16 protein-coding genes and 1 other RNA gene are annotated in these 15,902 nt (G+C 48.3%); 7 read left to right on the plus strand and 10 right to left on the minus strand.

The features are described 5' to 3' along the window. Positions 1–4 precede the first annotated feature (4 nt). Both sspA and K0504_RS00495 read left to right on the plus strand, forming a co-directional pair. Positions 5–631 (plus strand): stringent starvation protein SspA, encoded by a 627-nt coding sequence (gene sspA / locus K0504_RS00490; RefSeq protein WP_220102181.1) that lies wholly within the window; start codon positions 5–7, stop codon positions 629–631. A gap of 25 nt (positions 632–656) precedes the next feature. Then, on the plus strand, positions 657–1,106 hold the full coding sequence (locus K0504_RS00495; protein ID WP_220102182.1) for a ClpXP protease specificity-enhancing factor: 450 nt from the start codon (positions 657–659) through the stop codon (positions 1,104–1,106). 76 nt (positions 1,107–1,182) lie between these two features. Here K0504_RS00495 and K0504_RS00500 read toward each other — a convergent pair whose 3' ends face one another. The 4 genes from K0504_RS00500 to K0504_RS00515 are packed head-to-tail and all read right to left on the minus strand — an operon-like array spanning position 1,183 to position 4,542. Continuing rightward, positions 1,183–1,773, minus strand: coding sequence for a BON domain-containing protein (locus K0504_RS00500; protein ID WP_220102183.1), 591 nt, complete (start codon positions 1,771–1,773; stop codon positions 1,183–1,185). Positions 1,774–1,776: 3 nt separating this feature from the next. Further along, complete coding sequence (locus K0504_RS00505; RefSeq protein WP_220102184.1) at positions 1,777–2,367, minus strand: phosphoheptose isomerase; 591 nt, start codon at positions 2,365–2,367, stop codon at positions 1,777–1,779. Between the two features lie 14 nt (positions 2,368–2,381). Next, positions 2,382–2,732, minus strand: coding sequence for a YraN family protein (locus K0504_RS00510; RefSeq protein ID WP_220102185.1), 351 nt, complete (start codon positions 2,730–2,732; stop codon positions 2,382–2,384). A gap of 1 nt (position 2,733) precedes the next feature. After that, the gene (locus K0504_RS00515; RefSeq protein WP_220102186.1) at positions 2,734–4,542 is read right to left on the minus strand and encodes a penicillin-binding protein activator; all 1,809 of its coding nucleotides are present in this window, start codon (positions 4,540–4,542) and stop codon (positions 2,734–2,736) included. A gap of 79 nt (positions 4,543–4,621) precedes the next feature. Between K0504_RS00515 and rsmI the strand changes: the two genes are divergently transcribed. The 4 genes from rsmI (at position 4,622) to K0504_RS00535 (ending at position 8,925) form a co-directional block, all read left to right on the plus strand. After that, entirely contained in the window at positions 4,622–5,449 is an 828-nt protein-coding gene (gene rsmI / locus K0504_RS00520; protein WP_220102187.1) for a 16S rRNA (cytidine(1402)-2'-O)-methyltransferase, read from the plus strand. Between the two features lie 59 nt (positions 5,450–5,508). Continuing rightward, an RNA gene (rnpB, locus tag K0504_RS00525) (RNase P RNA component class A) lies at positions 5,509–5,861 on the plus strand. 212 nt (positions 5,862–6,073) lie between these two features. Continuing rightward, positions 6,074–7,609: an EAL domain-containing protein gene (locus tag K0504_RS00530; RefSeq protein ID WP_220102188.1), complete on the plus strand. Its 1,536-nt coding sequence runs from the start codon at positions 6,074–6,076 to the stop codon at positions 7,607–7,609. Positions 7,610–8,043: 434 nt separating this feature from the next. Beyond that, positions 8,044–8,925, plus strand: coding sequence for a type 2 periplasmic-binding domain-containing protein (locus K0504_RS00535; protein ID WP_220102189.1), 882 nt, complete (start codon positions 8,044–8,046; stop codon positions 8,923–8,925). 42 nt (positions 8,926–8,967) lie between these two features. Here the strand turns inward: K0504_RS00535 and K0504_RS00540 are convergent, their stop codons facing one another. The 3 genes from K0504_RS00540 to focA form a co-directional block, all read right to left on the minus strand. Beyond that, positions 8,968–10,197, minus strand: a complete 1,230-nt coding sequence (locus K0504_RS00540; protein ID WP_220102190.1) for a uracil-xanthine permease family protein — start codon at positions 10,195–10,197, stop codon at positions 8,968–8,970. Between the two features lie 37 nt (positions 10,198–10,234). Continuing rightward, the gene (gene upp / locus K0504_RS00545) at positions 10,235–10,864 is read right to left on the minus strand and encodes a uracil phosphoribosyltransferase (RefSeq protein WP_220102191.1); all 630 of its coding nucleotides are present in this window, start codon (positions 10,862–10,864) and stop codon (positions 10,235–10,237) included. Between the two features lie 197 nt (positions 10,865–11,061). Continuing rightward, on the minus strand, positions 11,062–12,525 hold the full coding sequence (focA, locus tag K0504_RS00550) for a formate transporter FocA (protein ID WP_220102192.1): 1,464 nt from the start codon (positions 12,523–12,525) through the stop codon (positions 11,062–11,064). A 218-nt stretch (positions 12,526–12,743) separates the two neighbouring features. Between focA and K0504_RS00555 the strand changes: the two genes are divergently transcribed. Beyond that, on the plus strand, positions 12,744–13,649 hold the full coding sequence (locus K0504_RS00555; RefSeq protein WP_220102193.1) for a LysR substrate-binding domain-containing protein: 906 nt from the start codon (positions 12,744–12,746) through the stop codon (positions 13,647–13,649). A 117-nt stretch (positions 13,650–13,766) separates the two neighbouring features. Here the strand turns inward: K0504_RS00555 and panD are convergent, their stop codons facing one another. From panD to panB, 3 genes are all read right to left on the minus strand, one after another. Then, entirely contained in the window at positions 13,767–14,147 is a 381-nt protein-coding gene (panD, locus tag K0504_RS00560; RefSeq protein WP_220102194.1) for an aspartate 1-decarboxylase, read from the minus strand. Between the two features lie 76 nt (positions 14,148–14,223). Further along, complete coding sequence (gene panC, locus K0504_RS00565; RefSeq protein ID WP_220102195.1) at positions 14,224–15,078, minus strand: pantoate--beta-alanine ligase; 855 nt, start codon at positions 15,076–15,078, stop codon at positions 14,224–14,226. Further along, positions 15,075–15,872, minus strand: coding sequence for a 3-methyl-2-oxobutanoate hydroxymethyltransferase (gene panB / locus K0504_RS00570; RefSeq protein ID WP_220102196.1), 798 nt, complete (start codon positions 15,870–15,872; stop codon positions 15,075–15,077). Before panB ends, panC begins: the two co-directional genes overlap by 4 nt. Positions 15,873–15,902: the final 30 nt, after the last annotated feature.

The raw sequence follows: 15,902 nt of genomic DNA on the forward strand, positions 1-15,902 counted from the left end.
ACGCATGGCTGTTGCAGCTAACAAACGTTCTGTAATGACACTATTCTCGGCGATTGATGACTTATATAGCCATCAGGTTCGCATTGTTTTGGCCGAAAAAGGTGTGACGTTTGAAGCCACCTACGTTGATGCAGACAACCCTTCTGAAGAGCTGGCTGAAGTTAACCCATACGGCAGCGTGCCAACCCTAGTCGATCGTGATTTGGTTTTGTACCGTGCGCAAATCATCACTGAGTACTTGGATGAGCGTTTCCCGCATCCACCACTGATGCCTGTTTATCCAGTCGCCCGTGGCCGTAGTCGTTTGATGATGCACCGCATTGAAAAAGACTGGTATAGCTTGGTTGAGAAGATCTTCAACAATGATGATGCAGAAAATGCCCGTCGTGAATTGCGTGAAGGCTTACTGGCTGTTGCCCCAATCTTTGCCGAAACACCTTACTTCATGAGCGAAGAATTCAGCCTAACAGACTGTTTCTTGGCCCCACTGTTGTGGCGCTTGCCAACACTCGGTATCGAGTTGAGTGGTCGCGGTAGTAAAGAATTGAAAACCTACATGAACCGTTTATTTGAACGTGATTCATTTAAAGCCTCATTAACGGAAACTGAGCGCGAGATCCACGCATTGTAATTGCGCTAAGAAAGCCGGAGATGTTATGACCCCGAGTCGTCCTTATTTGTTACGAGCATTCTATGAATGGCTGGTTGATAACGATCTGACACCACATTTGGTGGTCGATGCTGATCAGCCTGACGTTGAAGTTCCACGTCAGTTCGTGCAAAACGGTCAGATCGTATTGAACATTGCACCCGCTGCGGTCACTCAATTGCAGATGACTAATGATGTGGTGTCGTGCTCGGCACGCTTTGGTGGCAAGCCTGAGCTTCTCTATGTGCCGATGTGGGCCGTAAAGGCTATCTATGCGCGTGAAAACGGTGCTGGTACGGTATTTGAAGCCGAGCCTGGTTACCGTGACATGTTGGCTCAGATGGATAATGTCGATGAGGGCAGTCAGCCGTCTGAGGCGCAAACCACGGTAGCTTCTGATGATGACAAACCAACGCCACCATCAGGGCCGCGACCAACCTTGCGAGTCGTTAAATAGCGCTTTAATTGGCTTCAGTCCCGCATAAAAAAACCGAGCATTTTGCTCGGTTTTTTTGTGTTTGTGAGGACTTTAATTATTCCGATACAAACTCAAAGACCCGTATAACTTCTTTTACGCCTTCAATTTTGCGGACAATTTCGGTAGCAACATCGGCTTCGGCGTGTGTCAGCAAACCCATCAGGTACACACGACCATCCTCGATGATGATCCGTAAGCGAGCAAATTCAGTGTCTTCATCGGCGAGCAGAGTTGAACGTACTTTCGTTGACAGCCAGCTATCGGATGAGCGTGTAGTCAACGAAATGGGCTCCTTGAGCTGCAGCTCGTTATGAATGCTATTGCCCGTTACTTTGCTGGCGCTGATCCGTTTGATTTCGCTCATCAAATGGCTGGTGGGAGCTTGCCCCACCAATAGCACTTTGCCGTTCAACACAAACACGCGAACGCGAGCCTGATTACGAATGGCATCACTTTCCGACAATGCTGATGCTAAATCGAACTCTAATTGAGTATCTTCAACCTGTTGGGTCATTGAGCGGCGATCATGAAGCATCGAAGCGGTACCCGCGGCACCGGCCACGATGATACCCGCGCAACCTTGTAGCGTCGACAAGGCCACAACAGCAGCTAGCAAGGTTGCCGAACGGCGTAACCACAACCCCATCGGTTAGTCCTCTACGTGTGGGAAGAGGGTGTTATCAATTAAGTCACACAAGCAGTGGATCACCAGCAAGTGAACTTCTTGAATGCGTGCAGTGCGCTCAGATGGTACCCGAACTTCAGTATCATTTTGGCTGAGTAGGCCAGCCATTTCGCCGCCGTCTTTACCGGTCAAAGCGATGATCTTCATGTCGCGGCTCACTGCAGCTTCCATCGCCTTAATGACGTTGCGTGAATTACCACTGGTCGAAATAGCTAGCAGAATATCGCCGGGCTGGCCCAAGGCGCGCACTTGCTTAGAGAAAATCTCATCATAGCTGTAGTCATTGGCAATTGAAGTGACTGTAGAGCTGTCCGTCGTCAGTGCCATTGCCGGCAAACCGGGGCGCTCTTTTTCGAAGCGATTCAATAGTTCGGACGAAAAGTGTTGGGCGTCACCAGCTGAGCCGCCGTTGCCGCAAGTCAGAATTTTATTGCCGTTTAGCAAGGCTTGACTCATATGTGTGCCCGCCTGCTGAATGGCTTCTGGAAGCGCTTCGGCTGCCGCAATTTTGGTTTGAATACTTTCGGTAAAGCTGGCTTTAATCCGGTCTAACATGAAGTCCTCTCAAGCTAAAATGCATTTTTTAGCCAGGTGATCTGTTGTTCAGAGCCCTGGCCATCAACAGCTACCAAATCAAATCGGCAAGCTGTTTGGTGTTCTTTTAAGTGGTGTGATTGCAAATAGTACTGTGCCGTACTGCGTAACCGATTGATTTGAGATTGGCTTAACGCATGTTGTGCACCGCCAAACCCTTGTTGGCGGCGATATTTTACTTCGACAAACACCAGCGTGTCTTGTTCCTTCATGATCAAATCAATTTCCCATCGCCCTTTGCGGAAATGCTGCTCAAGCAGGGTGAGCCCCTGTTGCTGCAAATGGTTGATAGCCAATTGTTCGTATTGATCACCCGTGGCTTTCAAATTAGCTGCTCACGGGTTGAAGGCTTTGGTTGCGGTAACGGCTCCATGGCAATTTGACACCCACTTCACCGCTTGCTGACACGCTCAACGAGCCTGTTAACCCTTTGACGGTAAAGCCGGGAAGCTGGCGTAATGCATCGAGCTGAGGGATCAGCGATAAGGCATCGTAGCCCATCGCAAATAGCCGCATGTCTTGATATTGCCAGTCGGGCGCCAATTGTTTCAGCTTGGCTTTCTGTTCGGTCAGGCTGCCATCGGTCAATAGTGGAATATCGGCGACGTATATGCCTTCAAATTCGCTATGGGTACCATTGTGAGAACGAGGCCCTGCATACACGCCGATTGGATCAGCAAATGGGCTGACGGTAACGTCCACAAAGGACTTCAACAAGCGAGCCTGTTGAGAACTACCGACAACATATACCGCATCAATATCGGCACGGCTGCGCGGCTCAGATTCAATTTTCAGGGCCAGCGCCTGACCCAGTTGTGTGGCTCGGGCTTTTGAATCTGTGATCCCCAGAATTTGCTGCACTTGCTTCTGCATGGTTTTGGAATCTTGAATTGGCAGCAGCGCAATGGCTTGGTCTTCGTCATGATGATCACGCCATGCCATTTCAAAGGCGCGACCAATACGCTGGTAACTGCCACCTGAGGCTTGCAAAACAAGTGGATGCTTAACGCCTTGAGTGACAAAAAAGTCAGCGGCATTGCGCCCTTCCATTTCTGGCGATAAAGCAAAGTGGCTGACATGACTGGACGCTTGGTCATCATCAATCTGGTTCAGTGCCAAGACTTGTACGTGATCATCCGCTAACTCTAACAAGGTACGAACATTTTGCTTCAATAAAGGGCCAACAATGATGTCATGGCCTTCGGCTTTAATTTGTTCATAGAGTGCGGCAATGGTATTGCGGCCACTGTCGTAGAAGTGCAGCTGAGTTGGGCTTTCAACGTCATTGAGCACGGCTTGTAACATGCCATTTCGTAATGCGTGGCCTTGGGCGCGGTATTTACCACTTAACGGTAGAATGATCGCTACGTGATCAGGCTTTGCAGCACTGCTGTTCATGGCGGCATTAAGATTAGTCGGGAGTGTCGCGACTGCTGGGTGGCCAGCGTATTGTTGTTGCCATTGTTGTAATTGCGCGAGTACCTGATGCAGTTCACCTTTGGTGTTGAGAATGCGATACAGAGCAAGCCAGCCGTCAAACGCTAAATCGCGGTTGCCGTCGTTGATGGTAACGGTGAAGGTTTGCTCTGATTGTTCAAGTAACTGCCACAGCTGCTGCTGTAAGGTGCCTTGTAATTCCGGCTCCGCGTATGGGTAGCGTTTCGCCACAGCTTGTGCCGCATGCCAGTAATCATCGTAGTATTGGCGAATGGCGGCTTCGACAGCATAGCGCTCGTTATACAAACTGTTGCTGGCCAAAGGTTGCTCAATAGCACGATTGAAGCTCGCTTCTGCGGCTGCCATATTGCCTTGGGCGATATAAAGCTGGGCTTCGAGTAAACTTTTTTGTTGTTGACTGGCCAGCGCTTGAGGGTTGGTGGCGGCCAACGTTTGAGCGGTTAAGTCGAGTCGACCGGTGCGTAAATAGAGTCGCGCCGCATTGAGTCGGTATTCGCTTCGCTGGGGCTCTTTTGCGCGCTGCGCCAAATCGAGCCACTGTTGCGGAGATGCAATGTTATTCAACTCTGCTTGAGTTGGTTGATCGTTACTAGCACAGCTAACTAGACCAACAATGAGCAGCAAGGTTGTTAGCCAGCGGCAAACCAAGCTTTTTTCGCGCCCAAGTGATTTACGCACAAGATCTCCTTAAATGTGAGGCGAGAGCGATGTAGTGATGTATATTAACCGCTGATCCTGAACAAACAAAACCAAATCCATGAGCGGCATCCTATACGTAGTACCCACCCCTATCGGTAACCTCGGAGATATTAGCGCAAGAGCGCTTGAGGTGTTAGCCGAGGTCGACTTAATTGCGGCCGAAGATACTCGCCATAGCCGTAAACTTTTGAACCACTTTGGGATTCAAACCAAAGCCATTTCATTGCATGCCCACAATGAAAATCAGCGCTCGGAGCAGTTAATTGGTTACTTGGCAAACGATCAGTCGCTGGCATTAATTTCCGATGCCGGTACGCCACTGATTTCGGATCCGGGCTACCCGCTCGTCACCGCCGTGCGTGCTGCAGGCTATAAGGTTGTGCCACTACCGGGCCCTTGTGCGGCTATTACCGCTTTATCTGCCGCAGGTTTGGCGACTGACCGATTTTGTTTCGAAGGCTTTCTACCCGCTAAAACGGTGGGCCGCACCGAGCGACTGCAAGCATTGGCAAGTGAAACACGTACCATGGTGTTTTATGAGTCGCCCCGCCGAGTACTCGACACGTTAGCAAGCGTCGGGGAGGTTTTAGGCAGTGCTCGTAAAGTCGTGGTCGCGAAAGAAATAACCAAGCGCTTTGAAACGTTTATTGAAGGAACAGCGCAAGACGTCATTACTTGGTTCAAGGCTGAGCCAGAGCGTCAACAAGGCGAAATGGTGATTATGGTGGATGGCGCACCGAAAGATCAGGATGCCGACTTTGAACAAGCGCTAGCGTTGGCAATGAAATTACAACCGCTGATGCCGCCCAAACAAGCGGCGGGCATTGCCGCTGAAACCTTTAATGGCAAGAAGAACGCGATCTATAAAGCCATGATGGCCGACTAATACCACGGCATTTCGGGTTGTACTTGGGTTTACTGCTGGATCTGTGTACACTGCGCGCCGGAGTCGGCCTGACAATCGCTGCTTTGCATTAGCAAAGGGGAGGAAAGTCCGGGCTCCACAGGGCAGGGTGCCAGGTAACGCCTGGGGGGCGTAAGCCCACGACAAGTGCAACAGAGAGCAAACCGCCGATGGCTCGCAAGAGTACAGGTAAGGGTGAAAGGGTGCGGTAAGAGCGCACCGCGTGGCTGGTAACAGTCATGGCACGGTAAACTCCACCCGGAGCAAGGCCAAATAGGCCCCTACGGACGCTGCCCGCGTTTGGGGGCGGGTAGGCTGCTTGAGCCAGTGAGCAATTGCTGGCCTAGACGAATGATTGTCCACGACAGAACCCGGCTTATGGCCGACTCCACCTTCTATCGTATGTTATCTATGATTGCCGCTAGTAAGCTGAACGATGTGCAGGCTTTAGACACATCGAATTAAGTTTTAGAGCGTAGATCCGGTTATCACTCCATACTCCTATACACCTTTTTAAGACCCTGTTAGAACGTTAACAGTCATTTTTCATTCATGCTTAGTTTTGTCAGTGAACTGAGCGTGAGCACTATTTGCTTGGCCAAAGCTATGACATCGAAAGAAATAACCTATACCAAAAAAGAACTCGCATCGTTTTTTCGATTGATTGGTGGCACGTTTATCTGTGTATGGCTGCTCATTAGTGCGATTGTTATTTGGGATATAGCCAATGAGTTGACCGAAGATGCAGAAGAGCTGATTGAGCGAATTGAAGCAGTTCACTATGAAGGTAGAGCGCTAGCTAAAAATCTACAGGGCGTTTCGGCTGCTCCCTGTTCTGAAATACATCGCAAGGCGATGTTGAAATTTCTAAACCAGCAAGCGTTCATACAGGCAATCAACTATAGCGCTGGCAATGTAGCCTGTGAGGTGGGTACCTATGCGCCGTTTGACACCCAAAGAACCTTGCATCATATCGAGCATTTCGATTTAACAATCAACAGCCTATCCGCGCGACCAGAAGACATCGTTGGGTTAGAGGTCAATCATGGCGATTATCGCTTCATTTACCCATCAAAAGTGTCTGCGGCGTTCTTATTGCTGAATGTCGATTTTGAACTCTACTTTGATGCAGAAACTGTAAATCAGCACCTAATTGGTATGCCATTGGAGCATCGTTACTATGATGAACATGCCTCGTGGTGGCCTGACTATGCTCTTCTCGTCAAATCCTGTAGTTCAAATTCTGCCTATTGTTCAATACTTACTTATTCTCCAAGGCAGTTTCTTGGTGTGTTCATTGATTGGATTGGCGCTATCTCGGGCATTGCAAGCCTCGCCGCTTATTTAGTCTATAGGCTGTTGAAACGGCGCTATCAGAGCCGGAGGGATATTGGTCATCGATTACTTTACGGCTTGGAAAACCAAGGGTTTTATTGTCAGTACCAACCCATTATTGAATTAAAAACTGGCAAGATAGTTGGTTGTGAAGTTTTAGCGCGTTTCAGAGACGATTTTGGCCATTTGTCTCCTTACCATTTCATCCCTGAAATATCTGCCATCAAACAAACATTGCCGTTTACTCGGTTGATTGTTGAGCAGGCGATAAGTGAGATTAACCAGGTAGCAGAGTCCACATCAAAACAGTTAAAGCTCAACTTTAATGTGTTTCCACAGGACTTCATCAACGATCAATTCTGGGCATTTGTAGATGAGGTTTCAGCTAAAAGTCATCATCTTAATCTAGTGGTTGAAATTACCGAAGATCAGCCGCTAGATATTAGCGAGTCAAAGCGTTATACCGAGCAAGCCCAAAAAAATGGAATACGAATTGCCATGGATGACTTTGGTTCTGGCTATTCCAATTTATTAAGTATTCAAGCGCTGAATTATGACATCCTAAAAATTGATCAGAGTTTCATAAGAGGGCTGGAAAACGATGCCATCGTGTCCAGTTTACTGCCGAATATTATTGATATCTCGCGCAAGTATGAGCTTGATGTTGTTGCTGAAGGAATCGAGCACGAAGCTCAACGGGATATTTTAATTGAGTTGGGCGTACAACTCGGACAAGGCTGGCTATTTGGCAAGCCGATGTCAGCAAGTGATTTTAAAGCCTTACTGAGAGATGATCGCAGTGAATAGTCGCGTGATGACTGGGCAAACTTAACTTTATTTATCGAAGCTTCTAATTGATAAAAGGTAAGCTCACAGGCTTCGTCAGCAAACTTGGCTGTGCCGTTTCTAATCACAGTTGAGAAGAAGTGAACTGTTAGACCCAGCTTATAGTCAACTCCACCTTTCTTCCCAAGGTACTGTTCAGTGCGGGAACCCGTTGATATTTCAAACTTAAATAATTCTCAGTTGGTCATACCAGAATGGCATTGCTAGCCGATAGCGACCGTCGGAATAGGCTTTGCACCAAATTTAACTCGTCATATTTGTAATGCCAATGTTAATTAAATTGGTCATATACGTTGGATTTTCAGCATTCTTAAGCTATTAATTCCACATACATCATAGGGATGTTTTTGCATTGGCCGCTAGTACATGCGGTTCGTTATAAAAGGAATTGGCAGATGAAGAATTTAATGAAGACACTGCTCAGTATTTTGGTTGTGATGCCAACCCTGAGCTTTGCGGTTGATACCGTTAAGTGGCCTTCCAGTGAATTGAAAAATGATCCGCGCGGTGCTTACAAGCGAGCTGTCATTGAAACCGCTTTGCAAAAGACCGAAGCGACTCACGGACCATATGCAATCGAAGAAGCCGTTTTTGCCAGCAAATTTAGCACCTACCGTGCGCGTGAAATGGTGATTGAAGGGAGCGACATCAATACCTATATTGCGCTCACTAATGACGACTGGGAACGGCTGACATTGCCGATTCGCATTCCAATTCGCCGTGGCATCATCAATTATCGGCTATTGATGATCCATCGTGACAATGTCAATAAATTCCAACATATTGAAAACCTTCATCAGCTTAAAAATACTGTGGTTGGCCTGCAGCTAGGCTGGACTACCACCGAAATATTAGATGCGGGTGGCTTTGACATTGAATTGTCGTCTAAGTACTCCAGCTTGTTCCCCATGCTCGATGGCAAACGCTTCGATTATGTTCCTCGAGGCGTGAATGAAATTTTTAATGAACAAGCACGATACGGTCGGGATTTAGATATTGTGGTGGAGCCAACGATCGCGCTCTATGTGCCGTCGCCAACCTACATATTTATCTCCCCGAAAGAGCCAGCATTAGCTGCTCGTATTGAGCAAGGGCTTGAGATTATGGTGGCCGATGGCACCTTGAAGAAAATGTTCTACGAGCGTTTTTCTGAAGGGTTGAAGCTAGCTGATATCGCCAGCCGTAAATTGATCAAAATTCCCAACCCATTGTTACCTGCTGCAACGCCGCTAGATAGGCCTGAGCTTTGGTATCAGGCTGGAGAGTCGGTCAACTAAACAAAAAAACGGCGCTTGAAGCGCCGTTTTTAGTCGAATCGTTTACTCGTCTGCCGGCTTATGCTGCGGCAAAATCAAGTTCAACACGATCGCGGTCATGGCGGCCAAGGCAATACCGCGCAAGGTAAAGCTACCAAACTCAAAGAACATGCCGCCTAAGCCGAATACTAAGGTCAATGACACAATTGTCATGTTGCGTGGCAGACTGATGTCATCACCTGCTTTGACCAACGTATTGAGGCCAATGGCCGCAATTGCGCCAAACAGCAAGGTCATGATGCCGCCCATTACGGGTGTTGGAATTGAGCTCAACAAGGCACCGCTCTTACCGCAGAACGAGAGCAATATGGCAAATACCGCTGCCCAGATCATGATCACCGGATTGAATGCTCGGGTCAGCGCTACAGCGCCGGTAACTTCTGAATAAGTGGTATTTGGCGGACCGCCGAACAGTGCAGCTGCTGATGTTGCCACACCATCTCCCAGCAAGGTGCGTTTGAGGCCAGGCTTTTTCAGGAAGTCTTTACCGGCGACGTTGGAAATTGCCACCATGTCACCAATGTGCTCTACCGCTGGAGCAATGGCGATGGGCACAATAAACAGAATGGCTTCCCAATGAAACTCAGGTGCGGTGAAGTTTGGAATGGCCACCCAAGGCGCGGCAGCAAGGCCATCAAAACTAACCATGCCTAATATCATCGCAATGACATAACCGACGATGAGGCCCGATAAAATGGGCACCAAACGCATCAAGCCCTTACCTAAAATGGACACCAATATGGTCACGATCAAAGCTGGCATAGAAACCATCAAAGCTTTGTCCATTGGAAATAGCTCGGCAGCACCATCGCCGGTTTGACCCAGAGCCATATGAACTGCGACCGGCGCTAGGTTCAAACCAATTACCATGATGACCGGACCAACGACGATGGGTGGCAAAATGCGATGAATGATGTTGTTGCCACGCAGTGCGACCAAGCCACTTAACAGCATGTAAAATACGCCAGCAGCCATCAGGCCCGACATCGTAGCGGCAATACCCCAAGTGGCAACGCCGTGTGAAATGGCTGGAATAAATGCAAATGATGAGGCCAGAAAGATTGGCACTGAGCCTTTGGTGATCACCTGAAACAACAAGGTACCGATACCGGCAGTGAACAACGCAACATTCGGATCTAAGCCAGTTAGAATGGGCACCAGAACCAGTGCACCAAATGCTACAAACAGCATTTGCGCGCCAATTAAAGCAGTGCGAACGGAGAAAGTCTGCATAAGTTAGTTATGTCCTGTTTTTATTAGTTTTTTATTATTAACGGGTGCCAAATATTTTGTCGCCAGCATCGCCCAAGCCAGGAATGATGTAGCCTTTTTCATTCAAGCTTTCGTCAACAGATGCCACATAGATATCGACATCAGGATGAGCCGCTTCGAGCTTAGCGATACCTTCAGGTGCTGCCACTAAAAACAAGCCCATGATTTGGGTGCAACCTTTGGCTTTTAGTAAGTCGATTGTGGCAATCAGGGTGCCGCCGGTAGCGAGCATAGGATCAACAATCAGTGCGGTGCGCTCGTCAACATCTCGTACGACTTTGTCAAAGTAGGCGACCGGCTCTAATGTTTCTTCATTCCGGTACAAGCCCACGACACTAATTTTGGCGTTTGGCAGAAGTGTTTGAACGCCATCGAGCATCCCCAAGCCGGCGCGTAAAATCGGCACTAACGTGATTTTCTTTCCCTTAATGTTTTCTACCGAGATGGCATTACCTTGCCAACCGTCAATGGAAATAGTTTCTGTTTCTAAGCTGCGGGTTGCTTCATAGGTGAGTAAAGCGCCAATTTCGCTGCAAAGCTCTCGAAAGTTTTTGGTGCTGATCCCAGCTTTACGCATGAGACCAAGTTTGTGCTGCACCAAGGGGTGCTGGATTTCAAAGACGGCCATGATGAGGTTCCTGACATGAGGGTAGAAAAAAACGCGTAACAAATAGCATAGTGACTATTTGCTAATGTTGATGCTTAACAATTAAGAGCAAGTCGGGAGGGTTCTATAGCTTGAACGGGTGTCAACTAAACGTAACACCGAAGGGCCAAATAGCACAAAGCCAGTCAAATGACTGGCTTTGTAGAAGCAGGAGAGCATTAAGCGACCATCGAAGGCTCCGCCTTTGGAACTTGGTTTAATTGCTCGCCGTATAAAGGACGCAAGACTTGCAAAATGTCTTCGCGGCCAACCATGCCAAGGAGTTTGCCTTGTTGAACCACAGGATAGTGATGTGGTCGGTTTGGCGTTGCTTGTTTAGCCCGTTGCTCCAATGGAAGCGTTGACATGCTCAGGGCAATACCGCTGCTGCTGACTGGGTACAACTGGTCTTTATCAACACTAATATGCTCCGCAAGTTCCATCACTGTTTGTGTTGGGTCAACGGTTTGCACACTCTGATTCATCAGGTCGCCCACCGATTGCGGTAAGTTTGGCTCGTAATCGCTGCACCAGAGCTCTACAAGAATATCCTGAATGGACAAGTAGCCCAACAAATCACCAACTTCATTCACCACAGGAGCGCCACTTAATTGATTGTGGATGAGCTGATCGATGGCAAATTGAATGGTGTTGTCTGATGTCAACGTAACAGGAGTAGGGTCCATAATTTGGTCGAGTGTGATGACGAGTGGGTTCATGTTTGTTTCCTCTTTAAAATTTGTTAGTTGTGGAACTGAATTAGTACGTTTAAATGCGCGAGCTGATTGTGGTTGTGGAGTACGGTGAATGCGCCAGTAACTCAAGCCGATAAGTACTGAGCCACCTACGATGTTGCCAAGGGTGACTGGCAGTAAATTCGCCAGTAAAAAGTTGCTTAGATTGAGATCGCTAAACTGGCCTGGCAATGCGCCGGTAGCCGCCCAGAACTCCGCTGGAGCAAAGGTTTTGATGGCCATGCCAAGTGGTACCATGAACATATTGGCAACGCAGTGTTCAAACCCTGTGCTGACAAACAAAGCCACCGGTAAAATCACCATGAAAGCTTTGGTTAACGCCTGTGTTGAACTGAACGTCATCCATACGGCAAGGCACACTAAGATGTTGCACAAGACTCCTAGCGAAAAAGCTTGCAGCGGTGTGTGGTGCAACTTGTGCTGAGCAATGTGTAAGGCGTTTAAGCCCCATTGGCCATTGTCTAGCAGGTAAAGGCCAGCGCCCATGACCAGCGCGAGCAACAGTAACGCGCCGAGTAGGTTGCCGAGGTAAACCTTAAACCAGCCTTTGAGCATCGTGGCGGTCGATATTTGTCGATTGGCACGAGCAATACTCGACAGCACGGAGCTGGTAAAAAGCTCTGCACCACAGATGACGACCAGTACCAAGCCCAAGCTGAATGCTAAGCCGCCAAGTAGCCGACTCACCCCCCAGCTTGCTTCGGCATTGCCAGTGGTCACGGTGATGTAAAACACGAAGGCTAAACCAATGAACATGCCAGCCATGACCGCAAGGCCAAGTGTGACCGGTGTCGATTTTTTATTTTTTGCGACGGCGTAGAGTTCCGCTCGCTGCATCATTTGTTGATGCGAGTGATGCTCCGCCGGAGCGTAGAGTTTAGCGTCCACGATAATGCTCCTTAATAACTAGCTGAAGTGGCGTGGAGCGAGTTTTGGTGAGTATGAAAATCATAAGTCCTCAGTCGCTGTGAATGTGTTGAGCTGAGAATACGTGGCGATCATCATTTAAGTAAAATTGATTATTTTTACTGTTTAAATCAAATTTGTTGATGCGTTTTTTTGGTACATTGAAAGTCATCATTTGGCGTTTTTCTGTTCGGTAAGTTATGCGATATTCCCTCAAACAATTAGCGGTGTTCGACGCTGTGGCGAGCCTCGAAAGTGTCAGCTTAGCGGCTGATAAATTAGCCCTAACGCAATCAGCCACCAGTATGGCGTTGGCACAGTTGGAAAAGATGCTGGGTAGGCCTTTGTTCGAGCGTCAAGGCCGCCGTATGGTGCTTACCCATTGGGGAATGTGGTTGAGGCCGAAAGCCAAACAACTACTATTTGATGCCCAACAGATTGAATTGGGCTTTTACGACCAACACATTATTAGCGGTGAATTATCGTTGGCTGCGAGTCAAACGGCAGCAGAACACTTAGTGCCAGAACTTATCAGTCATATTGATAGCTCGTTTCCAGAGTTGAGAATTCGCTTTGAAGTCGATAACTCCGAAGGTGTATTGGATGGTGTTCGTAACTATCAATTTGATTTAGGCATTATTGAAGGGCGGTGTGATGACAGCCGGGTTGAGCAGCAGATTTGGTGTCATGATCATTTGGTTATTGTTGCTTCTGCCCATCATCCATTTGCTAACAAAGAGTCGGTGAGCCTAGCGCAACTGGAGCAAGCTAGGTGGGTACTGCGTGAGCATGGTGCGGGTACGCGGGAAATTTTTGATAGCGCATTACTCGGCTTAATCGAAGATCTTGATGTGTGGCGTGAGTATGAGCAGGTACCGGTATTACGTCAGTTAGTGGCCGATAGCCAATACCTAAGCTGTTTGCCGTATCTTGATGTGGTGAAGTTCGTTGAACGGGGCGACTTGGTGGTGTTGAAGGTCCCTGATCTTTCGATTGAGCGACCACTATCCTTCATTTGGCGCAATGATCGAACTGAAAACCCACTCCGAGACTGTATCAAACGCGAAGCCATTCGCTTGGCGAAACGTAATCGGCGAAAAATGTAGCACCGAATCGCGCTACCACTGATTTTTGATATCAATAAAATTGATAGTTAAGTTCGACATCCGCCCATAAAAAAAGCCACCCATACATGGGTGGCTTTTTTTAACCGACGTAAGCTGTTAAGCAACTTGTACCGGAATGTCTTTGCTGGTTCGAACAATCTGATTGTCCTGATCCAAATAGACTAAAGATGGCTTGTGAGCAGACGCTTCGGCGTTACTCATGCTGACGTATGCGCAAATAATCACGCGATCGCCAATGCTTGCCTGGTGCGCAGCTGCGCCGTTTACCGAAATAATGCGAGAGCCGCGTTCACCGGAAATCGCATAGGTAGTGAAGCGTTTCCCATTTTCGATGTTATAAATCTGGATCTGTTCGTACTCGAGAATGCCAGCCGCATCCAACATATCCTGATCAATGGCGCAAGATCCCTCATACTCTAGCTCCGCGTGAGTCACGCGTGCTTGATGAAGTTTGCCTTTTAACATGATCGCTTGCATTGAGCTTCTCACTACTAATATCTGTGTTTAACATGACCGTGATATACCACGGACGGCGAAATATATAACAATTCGCCTATCCCTGCAAATCTACCACGCCGTTATCAATTAGTCTGGCCTGACCTAAAAATGCCGCCATTAAAACAACAGCTTGCTTGGTTTCTTTAGAAACGGGGTTAAGTGTCGCGGCGTCGCATATATCAATACTATCTGTTTTAAACCCGTGTTCATTCAGACGGTTAGAGGCGCTCTCGATCATCTGAGTAAAATTATTTTCGCCCGCAGCCAGTTGCTTAAGAATATCACCCATGACATGCGCCAATTTGGGGGCGAGTTGACGCTCTGCTTCGGTCAGATAACCATTGCGAGAACTCATGGCTAAGCCATCTTGTTCTCGAACGGTCGGTACACCAATAATTTCGATAGGCAGGCACAAGTCCTGCGTCATGGTGCGAATTACCGCTAATTGCTGAAAATCTTTCTCACCAAAACAGGCGACATCGGGCTGAACGATGTTGAACAACATGGAAACCACCGTAGCAACACCGGTGAAATGACCGGGACGCATGGCGCCTTCCAGAATATCGGCAACGCCCGGCACGCTCACTTGCGTTTGTTGTGCCAGTCCTTTCGGGTACATGATTTCTGGCGTAGGGCAAAACACGAGATCGGTTGCCTCATTAGCCAATGCGCGGCAATCATCGTCGAGCGTGCGAGGGTAATTATCCAAGTCAGCGGCATTATTGAACTGCATTGGATTGACAAAAATGCTGGCAACGACTTTATCTGCCCGCGTTTTTGCTTCGCGAATCAACGTCAGGTGGCCCTGATGCAAATTGCCCATGGTTGGCACAAAACCAACCGTTAAGCCCTGTCGCTTCCAGTCACTAACGGTTTCGCGAATAACGCTGATTTGTTCGGAGATGATCATTCGTCAAAGCTCTGCTCTGGCGCTGGAAATAGTCCTTGTTCAACTTCAGCTATATATAGCTTAACGGCTTCACGAATATTGCCGGTCACATCTAAATAGTTTTTCGAAAAGCTCGGTACATAGCCGGCGGTAATCCCCAGCATGTCTTGCATCACCAAAATTTGACCGTCAGTCTCATTACCGGCTCCAATCCCAATAACGGGAATGGTTAAGCTGCGGGCGACTCGCTTTGCGAGCGGGGCTGGAATGCATTCAAGCACCAACAACTGAATACCGGCTTTTTCTAATTCCATGGCGGAATTGATTAATTGGCGCGCTGCGGCATCACCGCGGCCTTGGATCTTAAAGCCTCCAAACACGTTGACTGATTGAGGCGTCAAGCCAAGATGGCCACAGACAGGCACGCCGCGTTCTACCAGACCGGCAATGGTTTCGCACAGCCATTCGCCACCTTCCATTTTGACCATTTGAGCACCCGCTCGCATCAACGTTGCAGCGTTTTCATAGGTTTGCTCGGGCGTGGCGTATGACATGAATGGCATATCGGCAACAACCATGGCGCGCTCGGTGGACGACGCAACGCAACGGGTGTGGTAGGCCACTTGCTCAACGGTAACGGGTAATGTGCTGGATTCCCCTTGCAGCACCATGCCTAGCGAATCGCCGATCAGGATGAGATCGATACCGGATTCGTCAAATAACTTGGCAAACGAGGCGTCATAAGCCGTGAGTGTCGCAAATTTTTGGCCGTCCTGTTTTTTCTTCAGAAGGCTGGCAACGGAGACTTTTTTCATTGTTAAAACCTAATTTGTTTTGCTGGCATT

The organism is Neiella holothuriorum (assembly GCF_019457915.1).
GTDB classification, from domain to species: Bacteria; Pseudomonadota; Gammaproteobacteria; order Enterobacterales; family Neiellaceae; genus Neiella; species Neiella holothuriorum.

Bases quoted from the DNA above. Each gene is read 5' to 3' on its own strand.
- sspA (WP_220102181.1), top strand. From the start codon at position 5: ATGGCTGTTGCAGCTAACAAACGTTCTGTAATGACACTATTCTCGGCG.
- K0504_RS00495 (WP_220102182.1), top strand. From the start codon at position 657: ATGACCCCGAGTCGTCCTTATTTGTTACGAGCATTCTATGAATGGCTG.
- K0504_RS00500 (WP_220102183.1), bottom strand. From the start codon at position 1,773: ATGGGGTTGTGGTTACGCCGTTCGGCAACCTTGCTAGCTGCTGTTGTG.
- K0504_RS00505 (WP_220102184.1), bottom strand. From the start codon at position 2,367: ATGTTAGACCGGATTAAAGCCAGCTTTACCGAAAGTATTCAAACCAAA.
- rsmI (WP_220102187.1), top strand. From the start codon at position 4,622: ATGAGCGGCATCCTATACGTAGTACCCACCCCTATCGGTAACCTCGGA.
- K0504_RS00530 (WP_220102188.1), top strand. From the start codon at position 6,074: ATGACATCGAAAGAAATAACCTATACCAAAAAAGAACTCGCATCGTTT.
- K0504_RS00535 (WP_220102189.1), top strand. From the start codon at position 8,044: ATGAAGAATTTAATGAAGACACTGCTCAGTATTTTGGTTGTGATGCCA.
- K0504_RS00540 (WP_220102190.1), bottom strand. From the start codon at position 10,197: ATGCAGACTTTCTCCGTTCGCACTGCTTTAATTGGCGCGCAAATGCTG.
- upp (WP_220102191.1), bottom strand. From the start codon at position 10,864: ATGGCCGTCTTTGAAATCCAGCACCCCTTGGTGCAGCACAAACTTGGT.
- K0504_RS00555 (WP_220102193.1), top strand. From the start codon at position 12,744: ATGCGATATTCCCTCAAACAATTAGCGGTGTTCGACGCTGTGGCGAGC.
- panD (WP_220102194.1), bottom strand. From the start codon at position 14,147: ATGCAAGCGATCATGTTAAAAGGCAAACTTCATCAAGCACGCGTGACT.
- panC (WP_220102195.1), bottom strand. From the start codon at position 15,078: ATGATCATCTCCGAACAAATCAGCGTTATTCGCGAAACCGTTAGTGAC.
- panB (WP_220102196.1), bottom strand. From the start codon at position 15,872: ATGAAAAAAGTCTCCGTTGCCAGCCTTCTGAAGAAAAAACAGGACGGC.